Source organism: Bradyrhizobium sp. SZCCHNR1093, from assembly GCF_032381175.1.
Taxonomy (GTDB): domain Bacteria; phylum Pseudomonadota; class Alphaproteobacteria; order Rhizobiales; family Xanthobacteraceae; genus Bradyrhizobium.
This window is the reverse complement of sequence record NZ_JAUHJJ010000009.1, coordinates 188,310-206,613: the sequence shown is the minus strand read 5'-3', so window position 1 is coordinate 206,613 and position 18,304 is coordinate 188,310. Positions and strand designations below refer to the sequence as shown.

The following is an 18,304-nucleotide window of genomic DNA, read 5'->3' as shown; positions in this document are numbered from 1 at the left end:
CTCGCGCGGTTCCTCGGGACCAGTCCCGAAAAACGCCACCGAAGCCCCATCTGTCGCTGTGCCTGAGAGTATTATCCCGTCGGCGGACGCGGTCCGGTCAAAGCCCGGCCAGCGTCTCTTTCCAGATGCAGTTGCAGTCGCGAGGGTCCTTTTGCCTGAGAGTTTCCGGGGCGGTTGCTCCTTCGGCGCCGACCCTTGAAGTTCAACCAGAACCTCAGAAGACCGGTCTCTCCCGACGCGACTGTCGTCTATGTCCCGGACCAAACACCAGCCCGCGCAGGCTGTCAACGCGTCACTCGGGCTTTCAACCAGCTTTAGGAGCCGTGCAGCAAGCCCATGATGTTTCTGCACAGTTTCTGGACACGCGAAGTCCCCTTGTCTAAAAGCATCACCGCCGAATTCCCGGACTTCTTCGATTGGATTGCTATGAGCGGCGTCAACGAGATCAGGTCGACCTTCCTCAACTTCTTCGCCGCGAACGGCCACGAGATCGTGCCGTCCTCGCCGCTCGTGCCGCGCAACGACCCGACCCTGATGTTCACGAACGCCGGCATGGTGCAGTTCAAGAACGTCTTCACCGGCGTCGAGAAGCGCGCTTACAACCGCGCCACGACGTCGCAGAAATGCGTGCGCGCCGGCGGCAAGCACAACGACCTCGACAATGTCGGCTACACCGCCCGGCATCACACCTTCTTCGAGATGCTCGGCAACTTCTCGTTCGGCGACTATTTCAAGGAGAACGCCATCGAGCTCGCCTGGAAGCTCGTCACCAAGGAGTTCGGCCTCCCGAAGGACAAGCTGACCGCGACCGTCTACATCGATGACGACGAAGCGTTCGGCCTCTGGAAGAAGATTGCCGGTCTGCCGGAATCCCGCATCATCCGGATCGCCGGCTCGGACAATTTCTGGCAGATGGGCGACACCGGCCCGTGCGGCCCGTGCTCGGAGATCTTCTACGACCACGGCGACAAGATCTGGGGCGGCCCGCCCGGCTCGCCGGAGGCCGATGGCGATCGCTTCATCGAGATCTGGAACCTCGTGTTCATGCAATACGAGCAGCTCGAGGGCGGGGTCCGCAATCCGCTGCCGAAGCCGTCGATCGACACCGGGGCGGGCCTGGAGCGCGTTGCCGCCGTGCTGCAGGGCAAGCACGACAATTACGACATCGACCTGTTCGTCGCCCTGATCCGCGCCATCGCCGACCTCACCAATGCCGACCCGCAGGGCCCGCAGAAGGCGTCGCTCCGCGTCATCGCCGATCATCTCCGCGCCTCGTCGTTCCTGATCTCCGACGGCGTGCTGCCGTCGAACGAAGGCCGCGGCTATGTGCTGCGCCGGATCATGCGCCGCGCGATGCGCCACGCCCAGTTGCTCGGCGCCCGCGAGCCCTTGATGCACAAGCTGGTCGGTACGCTCTCCCGCGAGATGGGCCAGGCCTATCCGGAGCTGATCCGCGCCGAGGCGCTCATCAAGGAGACGCTGCGACTCGAAGAGACCCGCTTCCGCAAGACCCTGGAGCGCGGGCTGGCCATCCTCGACGAGAAGTCTGCCACTCTGAAGAAGGGCGACATGTTCGACGGCGACGTCGCCTTCACGCTGTACGACACCTACGGCTTCCCGCTCGATCTCACCCAGGACGCGCTGAAGTCGCGCGGCATCAGCGTCGACCAGGCTTCCTTCACCGACGCCATGGACCGCCAGCGCGCCAAGGCGCGCGCGGCCTGGGCCGGCTCCGGCGAGGCTGCGACCGAGACCGTCTGGTTCCCGCTGCGCGAGAAGCTCGGCGCCACCGAGTTCCTCGGCTATGAGACCGAGACCGCCGAAGGCGCAGTGACCGCGCTGGTCAAGGACGGCGCCGAGGTCGAGAGCCTCAAGTCCGGCGAGAGCGGCGTCATCGTGCTCAACCAGACCCCGTTCTACGGCGAATCCGGCGGCCAGGTCGGCGACACCGGCCTCATGACCGGCGACGGCGTCCGCGTCCGCATCACCGACACCCAGAAGAAGGCCGGCGACCTGTTCGCGCATATCGGCACGGTAGAGCAGGGTACGCTCAAGCTCGGCTCCGCGCTGCAACTCGACGTCGATCACGGCAGGCGCTCGGCGATCCGCGCCAACCATTCGGCGACCCATATCCTGCACGAGGCGCTGCGCCAGGTGCTCGGCGACCACATCGCCCAGCGCGGCTCGCTGGTCTCGCCCGACCGCCTGCGCTTCGACTTCGTCCATCCGAAGCCGATCACCCCGGAGGAGCTCGCCCGCGTCGAGGACATCGCCAACGACGTCGTGCTGGAGAATGCCGAGGTCACGACCCGCCTGATGGGGCTGGACGATGCGCGCGAGGCCGGTGCCCGCGCGCTGTTCGGCGAGAAATATGGCGACGAGGTCCGCGTCGTCTCGATGGGCAACGTCGCGCGCGAGCAGGGCTCGAACGCGATGGGCTGGTCGGTCGAGCTGTGCGGCGGCACCCATGTCAGGCGCACCGGCGACATCGGCCTGATCGCGGTGACCTCCGAGAGCGCGGTGGCGTCCGGCGTCCGCCGCATCGAGGCGCTGACCGCTCGCGGCGCCCGCGCGCATGCCAACCACAATCTGTCGCTCGCCAAGGCCGCCGCGGCCGAGCTGCGCACCACGGTCGAGGACGTACCGGCGCGCATCACCGCGCTGATGGAGGAACGCAAGAAGCTCGAGCGTGAGCTGTCGGATGCGCGCAGGAAGCTCGCGATGGGCGGCGGCCAGGAGACCGGCAACGGCGCTCCCGCCGGGATCCGCGACGTCGGCGGCATCAAGCTGATGGCCCGCGCCGTCTCGGGCATCGAGATGAAGGATCTCAAGTCGCTGGCCGACGAGGCCAAGAAGCAGCTCGGCTCGGGTGTCGCCGCCATCGTCGGCGTCACCGAGGACGGCAAGGCCGGCGTCGTGGTCGGCGTCACCGCCGATCTCACATCGCGTTTCAATGCGGTCGACCTCGTGCGCGCCGCGTCCGAGGCGTTGGGCGGCAAGGGCGGCGGTGGCCGTCCCGACATGGCCCAGGCCGGCGGCCCCGACGGCGGCAAGGCGGAGGCCGCGCTGGCCGCGATCGAGAGCGCGATCGGCAAGGCCGGCTGATGGTGCCGCCGCTCGGGCCGGGCGAGAGCGTTCGCGATCCCGATCTGCGCGACCGGCTGTACGAGCTGCTCGAGCACGACCATCTGCCGAGCACGCACGGCTCGCGCGTCGTCCAGTTCATCGTGCTCGTCATCACGCTCGACGTGCTGGCGGTGGTGCTGGCATCGGACCCGGACATCGCGGCCGCCATTGGCGGACTGCTGCGCGCGATCAAGATCGGCGCGCTGATCGTCTTTGCCGCGGAGTATGTCGCCCGTCTCTGGAGCGTCGCCGGCCACATGCCGCGGCGGCAGTCGCCGCGCCAGGATCGCTTCGCTTACGCCTTCTCCGCGCTCGGCGTCGTCGACCTCCTGTCCTTCGTGCCGGCCGCGATTGCGCTCGTGCTTGGCGACCGCAGCCTGGAAGCGGTGTGCATCGTGCTGCCGTTCCTCAAGCTGGTGCGCTATTCGCCGGCGCTGCGCTCGCTGCTGTCGGCGGTGCAGGCCGAGCGGCGCATCTTGATCGGCTGCCTCGTCATCCTGGCCGGCGCGGTGCTGCTGTTCGCCTCGCTGCTCTATGCGGTCGAGCGCGACGTCCAGCCGGACAAGTTCGGCACCATCCCGCATGCGATGTGGTGGGCGATCGTGACGCTCGGCACCGTCGGCTATGGCGACGTCGTGCCGGTGACGCCGCTCGGCCGCATCATCACGGTGTTCGCGATCATCTGGGGCTTTGCCATGATCGCGCTGCCGGTCGCGATCATCTCGACCGCGTTCGCCGAGGAGATCAAGCGGCGCGACTTCGTCGTCACCTGGGGCATGCTGGCGCGGGTGCCGCTGTTCTCGCATCTTTCGGCGTCCGAAATCGCCGACATCATGCGGCTGCTGCGCGCGCGCACGATCGAGTCCGGCGAGGTGCTGGTGCGGCGCGGCGATGCCGCCTCCTCGATGTATTTCATCACTGCCGGCGAGGTCGAGATCGAGCTGCCGACGCAATGCGTCAAGCTCGCCGACGGCACGTTCTTCGGCGAGATCGCGCTGCTGCATCGGACCAAGCGCTCGGGCACCGTGACGGCGACACGCAAGACCCGGCTGCTGGTGCTCGACGCGCAGGACTTCCACGCCTTGATCGCGCGGATGCCGGCGCTGGCCGCGCATGTCCGGACCATCGCCAAGGCGCGCATGGCCGATTCCGGCGACCTCGCCCTCGCCGAGCTGTCGCAGGCCGAGCACGACGACCAGACGGACGGGTAGGGGCGGCGCGCGGATTCCGTACGTCGTTGGCGACGGCAGGCGCAGAGCAGCCGCGCGTCTCATTCCATCTTCCAACGAGTCAAACAGCCGGGCGCGCGCGCACCATCCCGCGGCGCGATTGCACCCAGGAGATGCGGAAGACGTCCGCCCTCGATAGTGATGAGGGCGCAGGGAATGCCGGGTGAGGGCCTCACCCATGGCCCGCCTGCGAAAAAAATGCAGGCGGCAGGTACCACAGGCAAAGCCGGTTCATCCGGCATTCCCTGCGCGGCGGTTTTAACGCTTATACGCGATCTCCTCGGTGCACCGGGCTTGTTGGCCACCGTGCGCGACGACGCGCTTCTCGCTCGCCGCCGCGGGGACACCAGCTTCGGGGTGTCAGGACCACGCGACTTCACGTCCGCAAGCGCATCATTCGTCCGCGCATGAAGCGCGCTGATGCCCTCACGTCCACCGCATTGCCGGCCCAACGTTTCGTGACGACGCGTACGCCCCTCATCCGGACCGGAACGAAGGGAGAATAGGCATGGTTTGCTGATTTTCGGAAGCGTTTTATTTTTGCGCGAAGCTCTTGAAGCCGGAGATCGTCTTGAACCGGTTCGTGAAATCAGCCTTCAGTGTATCCAATTTTGGACCAGTCTGAAGAGCGATGTCACGCACTCCTGTCTGGCGATGCTGCCCGTCGGCCAACTCGGGGGTGAGAAAATTAGCGCCACCGCGCGCATACAGACAACTCGGGGGCAAGCCAAGCTGGTGCTAGTATACCAAAATTCAGTCGGTCTTGTAGATCAGCTCGCTGTATGTGCCGTAGGCATGGAAGCTCAAAAAATGTTCGATGCTCCTACACATGAGGGAGCTGGCTGGGGCGACTACGGCAAGATGGTGGAGCTACTAGAAGACCTAGTAGACGATGAGCAGTCGGCCATGATGCACGAGGGACACGCACCAGCGTTCGAACTGGTCTTGCAGCATCGCGCAAAGGTGGAGCGGCTTGCAATCGCAGTTTTCGAACGGAAGCGACTCGGAGCAGAAGAACTCTCACGTCTTCTCGAAAAATAAACCAATGTGCTCTCGCCGCCGATCGCCTCACGCAAATTGCGCGAGGCCGTGGCCGACCGACCAGTTCTCCTTGGCGGCGTCGAGGATGGTCATGAACAGGTCCTCCGGCCTGATGCCGGGGCTTTCCCCAAGCAGCTCGGCGATGCGTCGGAACAGCGCCTTCTTCTGCTCTCGCGTGCGGGTGTTGAAGACGGTGATCTGGATGTAGACGAGATCGTCGCTGCGGTTGATGCCGAAGGCGTTGCCATAGCGGAAGTTGGAAGGATCGTGCTCGGTGATGGTCATGAACTGATCGTCCTCCGGCACGTCGAGCGCCTCGCGCATCGCCCGGTAGAGGCTGTCGAAGATCGCCTGCCGGTAGGCCTCCGGCTTGCCCGCGCGCAGCGAGATGTGAAGCAGCGGCATCCCTAGTCCTTTCATCCGTGATGTCGGCTGAGAGGTTAGATGCGGCGGTGCGGTTCGGGTATGCTGGGGATCGAGATATCAGTCATAATGGCTGGAAATGACCGAACACCCGCTCGACCTGGACGAGGTCCAGGCCTTCGTCCGTATCGCCGAGCTCAGCAGCTTCACCCGTGCCGCCGAGGCGATGCAGACGACCCAGGCCGCGATCAGCCTGAAGCTGCGGCGGCTCGAGAACCGGCTGGGGTGCCGGCTGATCGAGCGCACGCCGCGTCATGTGCAGCTCTCGGAGCGAGGCAGGGTCTTCCTCGATCCTGCCCGTCAGCTGCTGGCAGCGCACGACCGCGCGCTCGCGGTGTTCGCCGGTGTGCGGCAGCGTCTGATCATCGGCATCAGCGACCATGTGGCCGGGCCAGAGCTGCCGGCGCTGATCGCGCGCATGAACGACCATGATCCGCATCTCGTGGTCGAGATCCGCATCGGATCGTCGGCCGACCTGCTGCAGAGCTACGACCGGCGCGAGCTCGAGGCGGTGATCGTCCGCCTGCATGCCGGACGCAGCGATGGCGACCTCGTGGCCGAGGAGAAGTTCGGCTGGTTCGCTGGCCCGGATTGGGAGCCGCGCGCGGGCGAGCCGTTGCCGGTCGCGACCATGGCCGAGCCGTGCGGCGTGCGCGCGATGGCCGCGCAGCATCTCGATGCGGCCGGTGTGTCCTGGGCCGAAATCTTCGTCGGCGGCGGCGTTGCGGCGGTCGTCGCGGCCGTCACGGCCGGGCTCGGTGTTGCCGCACTCGCGCCGCGCATGCTGCCATCGGGCGCGGTCGATGTCGGCGCAAGGCTCGGATTGCCGGAGCTGCCCCGGCTGCCGGTCGTGCTGCACACGCGGGTGAGGGATGGCCGGGCGCGCGCGGCGCTCGATGCCCTCGTGGCGGCCTTCCGAAGCGCGGTGCGGGCGTGATGCATGCGGCGCGTGCCGCGGCGCAGGTGACGGAGCTTGGAGCTGAGATCAACTCCGAACGCTATTTCGACGGCCGGATTGATGTCCTGCTCGCGGATGGATCGCGCGTGCCCGCGCGCAGATCTGATCGCTCTTGGAATTGGCTCCTCAGGGGTCGCCGGGGTGGAATTGACGTAAGCCTTATTCCGCAATGCGGGATGTGACACTCATGTCACAGTTACGGTTATACCGACTCCCAAATATAATATGACTATTCAAGGGCGCCCTGGTGCTTGCTAGGATTGCCATCCAATCTCAGGTTGACGAAATCGCTCCTCGAATGAGCGGCGGCCGGGATTGAGCCGTGGGGAAGCGCGTGCCGGGACGGAGGCTCTGGGCCGGACGCGACAGAACAACATCCAGAGCCTGGGGACGCTGCGAGGAGCAGGAAAAATGAGTGGGTTTGCGACGACCGCGCGCATGTGCGGCGTAGGGGTTGCTTTGTCTTGTTTGTTGGGTGGCGGTGGTGCGGTCGCGGCCGATCTGCCGATGAAGGCGCCGCCGATTCCCTATGCGGGTGTCGATGATTTCTGGACGCGGCCGTATCTGTTCGGCGATCTCGGCCGGACCAGGCTGAAGGAGCAGGGCATCTCGCTCGCGCTCACGCTCGGCGACGAAGCCGTCACCAATCTGTCGGGTGGCTCGCGCAACACCGCGGCCAATGCCGGGCAATTGTGGTTCGAAGCCAAGTTCGACATGGCCAAGCTCGCCGGCATCCAGGGCGGCATGATCGGCGTGACGCTGGTCGATCGCTTCGGCAAGAATCTCAACAGCGAGGCCGGCATTCCGGCGCTGCAACTGACCAACGAGGTGTTCGGCCGCGGCAACATCCTGCGCCTCACCGAATTCTACTATCAGCAGAAGCTGTTCGACGACCGCCTCGTGCTCAAGGGCGGCCGGCTGCCGGTCGGCTCCGACTTCTTCTTCGGCCAGTGCGAGTTCATCAACCTGACCTTCTGCGGCGGCCAGCCGGGCAACATCCAGGGCGGCTACATCTACAACTGGCCGGTGAGCCAGTGGGCCGGCGTCGTGCACTACAACTTCACCAAGGAATGGAAGCTGTCGGTCGGCGTCTACGACGCCAATCCGAACTATCTGACGACGTCGGACGCCGGCGTCTACCTCGCGCCGGGCATTCCGCGCTCCACTCCCGCCTCGGGCGTGCTGGTGCCGGTGGAAGTGGTGTGGGAGCCGAGCGGTCCGCTGAACGGCACCTGGCGCTTCGGCGGCTGGTATGACAGCGCGTCGACGATCGATGGCGGCTTGCCCGGCATCGTCGCCGTCGTCCCCGGTGGTCCCGGCGTGGGAGATCAGAACCTCAGCAGCCAGCGCGGCCGCTACGGCTTCTACGAATCGATCCTGCAGCGGCTGACGGTCGAGGGTCCCAAGGCGCAGGGCTGGTACACCTTCCTCAACACCAGCGTCGCCGATCACCGCACCTCGTATCAGGACTACCAGATCTCCTGGGGCGTCAAGCACACCGGCACCTTCTCGTTCCGTCCCGACGATGAGGTCGGCTTCGCGGTCGGCACGACGCATGTCAACTCGGCGGCGCTGACGCCGAATGCCGGCGGCAACGAGGTGCCGATCGAGGCCTGGTATGGCTGGCAGGCGACCGGCTGGATGAACCTGAAGTTCGACGCCCAGTATGTCATCAATCCGGGCGGACGCGGCTTCAACGCCGCCGGCGTGAAGACCGGCAATGCGGTGGTGCTCGGCCTGCGGACGGTCGTGCACTTCTGATCCTGCGATGTGAGCCGACGGGGCGGGTGTGCAGCATCCGCCCCATCTGCGCGAGGCGTCTCGGCTATCCGGCTCGCCGATCCGATGCGGAGCTGGCGCATCCTGCCCATCCGGGTGGGCCGCGATGCGATGACGTCGATTGACTCTTTCGCATTGCGGCACGACATCTCCTGGGTCGCGCCGCCGACCTGCCAGGAGACCGCCATGACCGCAACAGACACCCATCCCGTTGCCGGCCGACGCCTGGGCGACGAGGTCGTGGACTGGCTCACCAACGGCACCCGCGACGAGCGCTTCATCGACAACATCTTCGGGCAGATGTGCAACCGGCTGCAGCGCGCCGGCATTCCGGTGAAGCGGGCCTCGCTGCACGTCCAGATCAATCATCCGCAGTGGCTCGGCGCGCGCATGCTGTGGAGCGACGGCATGCAGGGCGCCGACATTGCCCGCGTCGATTACGACGTCCGGGAGCGCTCCGAATATATCGGCAGTCCCGCCAGCGAAATCCATGAGGGCGTCGAGGAGATCCGCGAGAACCTCGCGCGCGACCCCGAGCTCGGCCGTCGGCACGCGATCTATGACGAGATGCGGGCGCAGGGCCTGACCGACTATGTCGCATGGCCGATGTATCACACGCTCGGCAAGCGCCACATCGTCACCTTCGCGACCGACCGGCGCGGCGGTTTCGACCAGGCGCACATCGACGCGCTGATCAGGCTCGTGCCGGTGCTGGCGCTGGTCAGCGAGATCCGCGTCAAGAACCGCCTGGCGCGGACCCTGCTCGAAACCTATGTCGGGCCGCATGCCGGCGAGATGGTGCTGGCCGGCGCCACCCGGCGCGGCAGCGGCACCACGGTGCGTGCCGCCATCATGATCTGCGACCTCCGGGACTTCACCCGCATCTCCGATAACTGGCCGCGCGACGACGTCATCGATCTGCTCAACAGCTATTTCGATGCCATGGTGGAGCCGATCACACAGCACGGCGGCGAGATCCTGAAGTTCATCGGCGACGGCCTGCTGGCGATCTTTCCGCTCACCGAGCCCGCTGCCTGCGCCAACCTGCTGCACGCCGTGAGCGGCGCCCGCAAGGCGATGACCGAGCTGAACGCGCGCAACGGCGAGACCGGCCGCGCGCCGCTGAACTACGGCATCGGTGTCCATGTCGGCGACGTCATGTACGGCAATATCGGCTCGCGCACGCGGCTGGATTTCACCGTCATTGGCCCCGCGGTCAACATGGCCTCGCGCATGGAGGCGCTGACCAAGCAGGTGGGCCGGCCGGTGCTGCTGTCGCGCGATTTCGCCGAGCTCGTCGAAGGCCCGTTCGCGCTCGAGCGCGTCGGCGAATTCCCGGTGCGCGGATTCAACGACCCGATCGAGCTGTTTTCGTTCGATGGGTAGGGCATTCAGTAGGGTGGGCAAAGGCGCAGCCGCGCTGTCTCCACGTTCGAGATCATCGTGGCGCCGTGCCCACCGTCTTGCTGATGAGTTCGTGGAAAGACGGCGGGCACGCAGCCGCCTGCTGCTTTGCCCACCCTACGCGGACTTCTCCGCCGTTCACGCCTCGTCCAGAAACGGCGCGACGACCTCGCGCGTCTCAGCGCTCGTCACCACCGGCACGATCTCGAACGTCATGCCGGAGTCGCGAGCATTGGAGAGAATCCATTGCTGCAGCAATCGGGCGTCGTCGCATTCCATCAATTGGAAGCAGCGGTCGAAATTGGGTTCGATCCAGCTGCCGAGATATTTCAGCCCATCGGGAAACGTGATGCCGGGATCGCGGACGCGGCGATAGACCGGGATCGGATCGCGGTCCTTGAAACGTTCGATCACCATGAACAGCATGCGCGCCTCCGTCCTGACGTGCACGCATTGTGCGGTGAATCGGTGCGGGGTGCCAGCCCCGGGGGGACATCGTTCGCCTGACGGACGAGGCCTCGATGGCCTCGTGGACGAGACGCCTTTCCCTGGCGCAGTCCTTGCTTCTGCGAGGGAACTCGCATCCAACGGGAAGAGAAACCAATGAAGAAGGCACGTCTCGTCGCGTACGCTCTGGTTGCAGCGGTGCTGGCCGCACCCGCCTTCGCGGAGGAGCCGACCGGCACCTTGCAGAAGATCAAGGAGACCGGCGCGATCACGATCGGCTACCGCGAAACCTCGCTGCCGTTCTCCTACATCGACGACAACCAGAAGCCGCTCGGCTTCGCGCTCGACATCTGCAACAGGATCGTCGACGAGATCAAGGCGACGCTGACGCTCGACAGGCTGGAGGTGAAGCTCACGCCGGTGTCGTCGGCGACCCGCATTCCGCTGATCGCCAACGGCACCATCGATCTCGAATGCGCCTCGACCACCAACAACATCGAGCGCCAGCGGCTGGTGTCGTTCTCGCCGACCTATTTCCTCACCGCCAACCGCTTCGTCGCCAAGGCCGCGAGCGGCCTCAAGACCATCGACGACCTCAAGGGCAAGACCGTCGCCTCGACATCGGGTACCACCAACATCAAGCAGCTCTTCGAGGCCAACACGGCGCGCCAGCTCGGCATGAACGTGCTGACGGCCAAGGACAATGCCGAAGGTTTTCTGATGGTCGAGAACGGTCGCGCCGACGCCTATGTGATGGACGACATCCTGCTCGCGGGCCTGGTGGCCAGCGCGAAGACGCCGTCGGACTTCGTGATCTCGACCGATCAGTTCTCGATGCCGGAGCCCTATGGAATCATGCTGCGCAAGGACGATCCGGCCTTCAAGGCCGTCGTCGACCGCGCCGCCACGAAGCTCTATACGAGCCCGGAGATCGCGGCCTTGTACACCAAATGGTTCATGGCGCCGGTGCCGCCGAAAGGCGTCAACTTCAACTTCCCGATGACATCCGCGCTGCAGAAGGCGTTCGCGCATCCGAGCGACAGCGGCGATCCCAAGGCCTATTAGTATCTTCGGCTTATGTCATACAGCGTATCGACAGGATGGGATGAGGCCGGCGCTCGCGCGGGTCTCGTCGCGCGCTACTGCCCCGAGGGCGTGCGCAGGCCGTGCCAGGCGTCGCGCACCTGGTGGTAGTGAACCTCGGGCAGATAGTCCGGCGTGTTCAGGTTGAGGTTCTTGACGTCGAGCCGGCCGATCGCGCTGAGCAGCGTGTAGGAGGCGATGACGCGGTCGCGCTGGGCGCCGATCAGCCGCGCCTTGGCCTGGATCAGGTCGGCCTGCGAGTTCAGCACGTCGACGGTCGTGCGCTGGCCGCCCTGGGCCTCGCGCGAGACGCCTTGCAGCGCGACGGTGGCGGCCTTCACCTCGGCCTCGGAGGCGCTGACGGCGACCTTGGCGCCTTCATTGGCGACCCAGGCGCTGACCACCGCGGTGCGCGCCTGGTTGCGGACCTGGTCGAGCACGAGGCGGCTCTGCGCCGCGAGCTCCTTGCTCTGGCGGGTCTGCGACGCCGCCGTGCCGCCGTCATAGATCGGCGCGGTGACGCTGCCGACGATCGAGGCCTGGTCGGTGCCGAAGGTGCCCAGCGTCTGATCCGAATCGCGGCTGCGGCTGACACCGCCCTGCAGGGTCACGCTCGGCAGCAGCGCGCCCTCGGCGACCTTGATCGAGGTCGAGGCCGCGTCGACGTCGAAGCTCGCCGCAGCCACGGCCGGATTTTCCTTGTTGCCGAGCGCAATCGCGTCCTCGCGGCTGCGCGGCAGCAGGCGATCGATCGGGTCGGCCGCGCGCAGCTGGCCTGGCGCCATGCCGATGACCTGGGCATAGGTCGCCTGGCTGATGGCGAGGTTGACCTCGGCGGCGTTGAGATCGGACAGGCCGCGCGACAGCCGCGCCTCGGCCTGCGAGGCGTCGGTCGGCGTGACGTCGCCGGCATTGAGGCGGCGCTGCGTGACGGAGAGCGTCTCGCGCAGGAAGGCGACGTTGGAGCGTTGTGCCTCGACCAGCGACTGGTTGGCGAGCACGTTGGTGTAGGCGGTGACGGCGTCGAGCAGCACGCCCTGGCCGACATTGCGCAGCGCCTCGCGGCCGGACTGCACCTGCAGCTCCGCCATGCGCACGCTGTTGGCGGTGCGGAAGCCGTTGAACAGCGTCTGCGTGACGGTCACGCCGATGGTCCAGGGCTTCAATGTCGCGGTCTGGATCGTGTTGTTGGGGAGCAGGTTGCGCACGGCCTGCAGGCCGGCGCCGAGGCTCGCGATCAGTTGCGGACGATAGCCGGCCAGCGCCTGCGGCACGTTCTCGTCGGTGGCGCGCTGGCGCGCGCGCTCGGCATTGAGCGCCGGGTTGGTCTGATAGGCTTTCGCGAGCGCGGCCGCGAGATCCTCGGCGCGCACAGGCGAGCAGACGACGAGGCTGGCCGCGAGGGTCAGGCCGAGGCCGATCCTTCGCGCACGCACCTCGCCGACGCCAAATTCCTTGGCTCGACCCACCATCCGACTCCGCCGCGTCCCACTGTCTTAACCAGTTGTTTACCTGTTTAGGGCGGATGGCGGCCACACACAAACCGCGGATGTGGAATCCGGCAGGCTTTTCCATGGTTTGTTGTGTCGTGCTCGCCACAGACCGTTTGTCGCAGTGCTGCGACATGGCCGCGCGGATACGCGCTCGGTAGGCGGGTGAGGGGCACCCGTGGACATCAGAGGCAGATCGATTCGTTCAGCTGCGAGTGACCCGCAGCAATCTCACCGGTTCTTGTTCACCGGCTTGCGCTTCTCGATGAAGGCAGCCATGCCCTCGGCGCGGTCCTCCAGCGCGAAGGTGGCGTGGAACAGGTTGCGCTCGACATTCATGCCTTCGGAGAGCGGGGTCTCGAAGGCGCGGTTGACGGCCTCCTTGGCCATCGCCGCCGCCGGGCGCGACATCGCCGCGATCTTCTCGGCCGCAGCCATCACCTCGTCCATCAGCCTGTCGGCCGGCACGATGCGGCTGACGAGGCCGGAGCGTTCGGCCTCGGCCGCATCCATCATGCGGCCGGTGAGGCAGAGGTCCATCGCCTTGGCCTTGCCGATCGCGCGCGTCAGGCGCTGGGTGCCGCCGATGCCCGGAATGGTGCCGAGCGTGATCTCGGGCTGGCCGAATTTCGCGGTATCGGCGGCGATGATGAAGTCGCACATCATCGCAAGCTCGCAGCCGCCGCCGAGCGCGTAGCCCGCGACCGCGGCGATGGTCGGCTTGCGGCAGCGCGCGACGCGGTCGCCGCCGATCGCGGTGAAGTCGCTCGAGAACATGTCGATGAAGCTCTTCGGCTGCATCTCCTTGATGTCGGCGCCGGCGGCGAACGCTTTCTCGCTGCCGGTGATCACGATGCAGCCGATGGCGTCGTCGGCCTCGAGATCATCCACGGCGGCGGCGATCTCGCGGAAGACGCCGAACGACAGCGCGTTGAGCATCTTCGGCCGGTTCAGGGTGATGACACCGACCGCGCCTTTGCCTTCGACGATGATGTGTTCGTAGACGCTCATGATGCCAACCCCTAGAAATCAAAACAGCGGGCAATGTGCCCGCTGGATCGATGCGCATCAAGTAGGTGCGGCGCCGCGCGGCGCCTCAGATCATGAACATCCGCGCCGCCGAGCCCAGGGTGAGCAGGGTGCCGCAGGCGATGAAGATCTTGCCGATGATCGAGGCCTTGTCCCAGCCGGAGCTGTCGTCATTGCTGACCGTGACCATGTTCACGGTGACGTCCGAGGCCGCCGGCGCATCGCTCGGCGCGGCGTCGGTCGATTGCGCCGCAGGTGCGGCCTGAGCCTGGGCTTCGGCCGGCAGCGGCGCCGGGAAGCCGTCCTGCTTCGCCGCCGGAGCGCTCTCGGACCCCACCGGCAAGAACGGACTATAGCTCTGCTGTTCGGCCGCGCGCGCGAATCCAGTGCCAACGAGGCCCAGAACGAACGCGGCGGCAATGATCAATGCTGAACGTCCACTGGCTTGGATCGTCATCGTCGGCTTTCTCCCCATCCCGCCAGCCCAAGCCGGAGTGAGACCCCGACAGATGTCGAGAACGGGGCAGAAAATGGGTATCTTCCTGCCGCTCACGGCAAAAGCTGGGCGCCGCCGCACTTTGCGACGCTGCCCATCAAACCTGATCATGCACCTCGCGATTCGGTGCTATGGAGCGGTTCCAAGACTTGCCCGGTGGCGTGCTCTCGGTGTGGCGTAACTCGGATGGTTCCGAGGCCAATGTCATCATCACGAATTAGTGATGAGGATAGAGCGAGAGTAACAAACTGAGTGTTTCGGGCGAATTGCTGGGGGTGGAGCGGAGTTGCGCGAGCGTGACGACGAGTGGACGGGCTGGATGCGCCGGGCCGTCGCCGGTGACGACGAGGCCTATCATCGCCTGCTGAGGGCGATCACGCCCGTGCTGCGCGCGGCATCACGGCGCGGGCTGGCGCGCGCCGGCCAGCCCCCCGACCAGGCCGAGGACATCGTGCAGGAAATTCTGTTGGCGGTTCACCTGAAGCGGCACACCTGGGACGTCGACGCGCCGTTCGCGCCCTGGCTGTTCGCGATCGCGCGCAACAAGCTGATCGACATGCTGCGCCGGCGCGGCCGGCGGGTGTTCGTCGACATCGACGATTTCTCGGAGACGCTGGCCGACGCGCCGCCGGCGCCCACCGTCTCGGCCAGCGAGGTCGAGGCGCAGCTGAAGACCTTGCCGCAGCGTCAGCGCGACGTGCTGCAATCGATCGCGGTCGAGGCCGCCTCGATCAAGCAGACCGCGGAGAAGTTTTCGATGAGCGAGGGCGCGGTGCGGGTGGCGCTGCACCGGGCGCTCGCAAGCCTCACGGCCAAGCTACGGGATACCTGACCATGGACACCGATCAGCTCATCCGCACCCTCGCGGCCGACAATGCGCAGCGCGCGCAGCCGGTCGGCATCGTGCTGGCGCTGGCCCTGATGGCGGCGACGCCGGTATCGACCGCGATGCTGCTCGTCGGCCTCGGCGTCCGGCCGGACATCTGGCTCGCGGTGCGCAATCCATTCTTCGACCTGAAGTTCGTCGTCACCACGGCGCTGGCGATCCCGGCGCTGATCATCGGCCTGCATCTGTCGCGCCCCGAAGCCTCGCTGCAGGGCTGGAGCTGGCTGCTGATCGCGCCGATCGTCGTCCTCATCGGCGGCATGGCGGCGGAGATGATGCTGCCGCAGCGCACGCCGATGATGGCGCGGCTGGTCGGCCACAATTCGATGGTGTGCATGAGCGCCATTCCCGTGCTGTCGCTGCCGCTGCTGGCCGCCGCGCTGTTCGGCCTGCGCCATGGCGCGCCGTCGCGTCCGGCGATGACGGGCGCGATCGCCGGGCTGGTCTCGGCGGGGATCGCGGCGACGCTCTATGCCGCGCATTGCACCGACGACTCGCCGCTGTTCGTGGCGACCTGGTACACGGTGGCCGCGCTGATCGTGGCCGGGCTCGGCGCGCTCATCGGCGCAAGGGTCCTGCGCTACTGAGGGGGCTGCGCGACGAGCGAGGTCGCGACTACGCCTGCATCGGCGCCGCGGCGTCCTGCACGCGGTGGAAGCGCAGCACCTGCTGCGCGGTGGACCGCCGGAGCCGCTCATAGGTCGCCTTGCAGGCATCGAGATCGGCCGGCGCGGTGGTGGCGAGCTCATCGCGCATCAGGATGATCGATTTCACCGTTGGCCAGGACAGCCCTGCGACCTTGGCAAGGATCATCACGCCCTCGGCACGGCTTTCGATCATGATGCTTTCGGCGACCGCGACCGGCACGTTGGCCATGGCCGCGACGGCGGCATTGGCCTCGTCGAACTTGCGCTGCTCGGTGAACTGCACGACGAGACGGTCGTCGAGCCGGCCCTCGGCATGCAGCGAGCGCACCAGCGCGTGCGCGATCTCGGTCTGGCTGGTCAGCGCCACCGCGCTCGATCGCGCCCGCCGGCCCGCCATGCGCACCGCCGAGGAAACCTCCTGCGTGAGCTTCGGATTTGCCGCCTCGAGCCGCGTGCGGACCGTGGCAGACGCCTTGGCGACCAGCTTCAGATAGAGGTGGCGCGGCAGATTGGGCCGCATGGCGAGGCACGCGGCGAGGTTTTCGTCCAGCGCGGCGCGATCGACCAGCGTGTCGAGGCTGGTCCCCGAGACGTCGGCGCCGGGATTGCTGACGGTGCTGTGAACGACCTCGTCGTTGCCGCGCCTGAGCAGGATGTCGGTGACGGCGTGGCTGAGCACGCGCCGGAGCGAGATCGCGAGCAGATGCGCCTGGCTCTTGGTCTCGGCTGTGCGGATCAGCGCGGCCTCATCGATCCGTTCCGACTTCGACAGCACGGGGCCTGCGACATCGATGGCGTCGTCATCGGCCAGCCGGTGCAGCGTCCGCGGCGGCGCCGACGCAAGCGGCGCAAGCCGGCGCGCGAGCAGGGCGCGGGCCGAGATCTCGATGTGGTCGATCAGGCATTCGAATACGTCGTCGAACAGCGCGACCTGCTCATCGGCGAAGTCCGTCGCGCCGTCGACGAACAGGTCCGTCACCTTGCGCAGGGTCTCGACCCGCCGCGCGACGGTGCCGTGCGCGAGCGTGTCCTCGAGCTCGTCGAGCAGGCTTTCGTTCGGCGTGGGTTTCGGGGGCATGCCGGGATGGCTCAGGCGCTGGTGACGCGATTGCGGCCCTGCGCCTTCGAGTCGTAGAGCGCCCGATCGGCCCGGGCGAGCAGCGAATCGGCGGTCTCGTCGCCGCGCGGGGCGGCCACGCCGGCCGAGAACGTGACCTGCAGGCCGGTCGAGAACGCACTCCAGTCGAGGCCGGCGATGATCTGGCGCAATCGTTCGGCGAGCCGCGCGGCGGCGTCCGCCGGCGCGCCCGGCAGCACCAGCAGGAATTCCTCGCCGCCGTAGCGGCCGAAGCGGTCGCTGCCGCGAATGTTGGCGAAGATCGTGATGGCGAAGGTGCGCAGCACGTCGTCGCCGGTCGGATGACCATGCGTATCGTTGATGCGCTTGAACCAGTCGAGATCGATCAGCACGACCGAGCAGGGCTGGCCGCCCTGCCGCGCCTGCGCCATCTCCTCGTCCAGCACATCCATGATCGAGCGCCGGTTCAGCGCGCCGGTGAGCTCGTCGATCTCGGCCAGCTCCTCGATGCGGCGATAGGCTTCCTTTAGCTTCTGTCCGCGCTGGTACAGCGTCTCGCGCAGCGCGCTGGAGAAGATGCCGAGGAACATGCAGCCGGCGATGGTGAGGAGGAAGACCAGGAGCGTCGCGAGCCGCTCGAGGCCGCTGTCGTGCGGCATGCCGAGCGGCTTGTCGGTGAGCAGGAACAATCCCGCCAGCCCGATCGCGAGGAACGTCCAGCAGATCGCGCTCTGGCGCGGCGTCGCGCGCAGCGAGGCGAAGGCGACGACGATGTACAGCGTGCACAGGAACAGGATGCTGACTTCGGGCGCGATGTAGCAGAACGCGACCGTGATCATCATGCTGGCGAGCGATTGCGGCACCACGAGGTAGTGGTCGCGGAAACGGTCGTTGAAGCCGCTCTCCGACAAAGCGGTCCACAGCGCGACGGTGAGAACGCCGATCGCTGCGTAGGCTGGCGCGATCGTGACCGGGACGGTGCCCGCCTTGGCGTAGATCAGCAGGATGACGGCGTCGATCAGGTAGCATCCTGCGACCAGCGCCAGCATCTGCCGGCGCCGCCCGGCACGACGCGCGCGCAGGTCGCTGGACGGAGACGGCTGCGCGTCCCCGGCCTCAGCGACATTCGGACTGGGAAAAGGCGGTGCCGTCGTGCCCATGTGCTCGCGATTCTTCGTCGTTGGCTCA

16 protein-coding genes and 1 riboswitch are annotated in these 18,304 nt (G+C 66.7%); of the genes, 9 read left to right on the top strand and 7 right to left on the bottom strand.

The annotated features are described in order from the left end of the window. Positions 1-133: 133 nt before the first annotated feature. Positions 134-245: riboswitch (glycine riboswitch) on the bottom strand. Positions 246-426: 181 nt separating this feature from the next. The 3 genes from alaS to QX070_RS25455 all read left to right on the top strand — a co-directional run bounded on the left by alaS (position 427) and on the right by QX070_RS25455 (position 5,396). Further along, positions 427-3,105 (top strand): alanine--tRNA ligase, encoded by a 2,679-nt coding sequence (gene alaS / locus QX070_RS25465; protein ID WP_315739937.1) that lies wholly within the window; start codon positions 427-429, stop codon positions 3,103-3,105. A gap of 2 nt (positions 3,106-3,107) precedes the next feature. Then, positions 3,108-4,337: a cyclic nucleotide-gated ion channel gene (locus QX070_RS25460; protein ID WP_315739936.1), complete on the top strand. Its 1,230-nt coding sequence runs from the start codon at positions 3,108-3,110 to the stop codon at positions 4,335-4,337. 531 nt (positions 4,338-4,868) lie between these two features. After that, complete coding sequence (locus tag QX070_RS25455; RefSeq protein WP_315739903.1) at positions 4,869-5,396, top strand: hypothetical protein; 528 nt, start codon at positions 4,869-4,871, stop codon at positions 5,394-5,396. Between the two features lie 27 nt (positions 5,397-5,423). On the opposite strand, the gene QX070_RS25450 is transcribed toward QX070_RS25455, so the two are convergent. Beyond that, complete coding sequence (locus tag QX070_RS25450) at positions 5,424-5,801, bottom strand: tautomerase family protein (protein ID WP_315739902.1); 378 nt, start codon at positions 5,799-5,801, stop codon at positions 5,424-5,426. Positions 5,802-5,898: 97 nt separating this feature from the next. On the opposite strand from QX070_RS25450, the gene QX070_RS25445 reads away from it, so the two are divergent. The 3 genes from QX070_RS25445 (at position 5,899) to QX070_RS25435 (ending at position 9,942) form a co-directional block, all read left to right on the top strand. Further along, positions 5,899-6,756 (top strand): LysR family transcriptional regulator, encoded by an 858-nt coding sequence (locus QX070_RS25445; RefSeq protein ID WP_315739901.1) that lies wholly within the window; start codon positions 5,899-5,901, stop codon positions 6,754-6,756. Between the two features lie 432 nt (positions 6,757-7,188). Next, positions 7,189-8,538, top strand: a complete 1,350-nt coding sequence (locus QX070_RS25440; RefSeq protein WP_315739900.1) for a carbohydrate porin — start codon at positions 7,189-7,191, stop codon at positions 8,536-8,538. Between the two features lie 204 nt (positions 8,539-8,742). Continuing rightward, positions 8,743-9,942 (top strand): adenylate/guanylate cyclase domain-containing protein, encoded by a 1,200-nt coding sequence (locus tag QX070_RS25435; RefSeq protein WP_315739899.1) that lies wholly within the window; start codon positions 8,743-8,745, stop codon positions 9,940-9,942. 156 nt (positions 9,943-10,098) lie between these two features. Here the strand turns inward: QX070_RS25435 and QX070_RS25430 are convergent, their stop codons facing one another. Then, the gene (locus tag QX070_RS25430) at positions 10,099-10,386 is read right to left on the bottom strand and encodes a DUF3303 domain-containing protein (protein ID WP_315739898.1); all 288 of its coding nucleotides are present in this window, start codon (positions 10,384-10,386) and stop codon (positions 10,099-10,101) included. A gap of 177 nt (positions 10,387-10,563) precedes the next feature. Here QX070_RS25430 and QX070_RS25425 point away from each other — a divergent pair, with 177 nt between their 5' ends. After that, positions 10,564-11,472 (top strand): amino acid ABC transporter substrate-binding protein, encoded by a 909-nt coding sequence (locus QX070_RS25425; RefSeq protein ID WP_315739897.1) that lies wholly within the window; start codon positions 10,564-10,566, stop codon positions 11,470-11,472. A gap of 74 nt (positions 11,473-11,546) precedes the next feature. Here the strand turns inward: QX070_RS25425 and QX070_RS25420 are convergent, their stop codons facing one another. The 3 genes from QX070_RS25420 to QX070_RS25410 all read right to left on the bottom strand — a co-directional run bounded on the left by QX070_RS25420 (position 11,547) and on the right by QX070_RS25410 (position 14,466). Continuing rightward, positions 11,547-12,962 (bottom strand): TolC family outer membrane protein, encoded by a 1,416-nt coding sequence (locus QX070_RS25420; protein WP_315739896.1) that lies wholly within the window; start codon positions 12,960-12,962, stop codon positions 11,547-11,549. 249 nt (positions 12,963-13,211) lie between these two features. After that, positions 13,212-13,991 (bottom strand): enoyl-CoA hydratase, encoded by a 780-nt coding sequence (locus tag QX070_RS25415; RefSeq protein ID WP_315739895.1) that lies wholly within the window; start codon positions 13,989-13,991, stop codon positions 13,212-13,214. A gap of 85 nt (positions 13,992-14,076) precedes the next feature. Then, positions 14,077-14,466: a hypothetical protein gene (locus tag QX070_RS25410; protein ID WP_315739894.1), complete on the bottom strand. Its 390-nt coding sequence runs from the start codon at positions 14,464-14,466 to the stop codon at positions 14,077-14,079. Between the two features lie 325 nt (positions 14,467-14,791). Between QX070_RS25410 and QX070_RS25405 the strand changes: the two genes are divergently transcribed. Together QX070_RS25405 and QX070_RS25400 are read left to right on the top strand one after the other, a co-directional pair. Continuing rightward, positions 14,792-15,337, top strand: coding sequence for a sigma-70 family RNA polymerase sigma factor (locus QX070_RS25405; protein ID WP_315739893.1), 546 nt, complete (start codon positions 14,792-14,794; stop codon positions 15,335-15,337). A gap of 2 nt (positions 15,338-15,339) precedes the next feature. Further along, entirely contained in the window at positions 15,340-15,978 is a 639-nt protein-coding gene (locus QX070_RS25400) for a DUF1109 domain-containing protein (RefSeq protein WP_315739892.1), read from the top strand. 28 nt (positions 15,979-16,006) lie between these two features. On the opposite strand, the gene QX070_RS25395 is transcribed toward QX070_RS25400, so the two are convergent. Beyond that, on the bottom strand, positions 16,007-17,116 hold the full coding sequence (locus QX070_RS25395; RefSeq protein WP_315739891.1) for a DUF2336 domain-containing protein: 1,110 nt from the start codon (positions 17,114-17,116) through the stop codon (positions 16,007-16,009). Positions 17,117-17,127: 11 nt separating this feature from the next. After that, positions 17,128-18,276, bottom strand: coding sequence for a GGDEF domain-containing protein (locus QX070_RS25390; protein ID WP_315739890.1), 1,149 nt, complete (start codon positions 18,274-18,276; stop codon positions 17,128-17,130). Between the last annotated feature and the right edge of the window lie 28 nt (positions 18,277-18,304).

Bases quoted from the DNA above. Each gene is read 5' to 3' on its own strand.
- alaS (WP_315739937.1), top strand. From the start codon at position 427: ATGAGCGGCGTCAACGAGATCAGGTCGACCTTCCTCAACTTCTTCGCC.
- QX070_RS25420 (WP_315739896.1), bottom strand. From the start codon at position 12,962: ATGGTGGGTCGAGCCAAGGAATTTGGCGTCGGCGAGGTGCGTGCGCGA.
- QX070_RS25425 (WP_315739897.1), top strand. From the start codon at position 10,564: ATGAAGAAGGCACGTCTCGTCGCGTACGCTCTGGTTGCAGCGGTGCTG.
- QX070_RS25450 (WP_315739902.1), bottom strand. From the start codon at position 5,801: ATGCCGCTGCTTCACATCTCGCTGCGCGCGGGCAAGCCGGAGGCCTAC.
- QX070_RS25410 (WP_315739894.1), bottom strand. From the start codon at position 14,466: ATGACGATCCAAGCCAGTGGACGTTCAGCATTGATCATTGCCGCCGCG.
- QX070_RS25435 (WP_315739899.1), top strand. From the start codon at position 8,743: ATGACCGCAACAGACACCCATCCCGTTGCCGGCCGACGCCTGGGCGAC.
- QX070_RS25390 (WP_315739890.1), bottom strand. From the start codon at position 18,276: ATGGGCACGACGGCACCGCCTTTTCCCAGTCCGAATGTCGCTGAGGCC.
- QX070_RS25440 (WP_315739900.1), top strand. From the start codon at position 7,189: ATGAGTGGGTTTGCGACGACCGCGCGCATGTGCGGCGTAGGGGTTGCT.
- QX070_RS25395 (WP_315739891.1), bottom strand. From the start codon at position 17,116: ATGCCCCCGAAACCCACGCCGAACGAAAGCCTGCTCGACGAGCTCGAG.
- QX070_RS25400 (WP_315739892.1), top strand. From the start codon at position 15,340: ATGGACACCGATCAGCTCATCCGCACCCTCGCGGCCGACAATGCGCAG.
- QX070_RS25430 (WP_315739898.1), bottom strand. From the start codon at position 10,386: ATGCTGTTCATGGTGATCGAACGTTTCAAGGACCGCGATCCGATCCCG.
- QX070_RS25445 (WP_315739901.1), top strand. From the start codon at position 5,899: ATGACCGAACACCCGCTCGACCTGGACGAGGTCCAGGCCTTCGTCCGT.
- QX070_RS25415 (WP_315739895.1), bottom strand. From the start codon at position 13,991: ATGAGCGTCTACGAACACATCATCGTCGAAGGCAAAGGCGCGGTCGGT.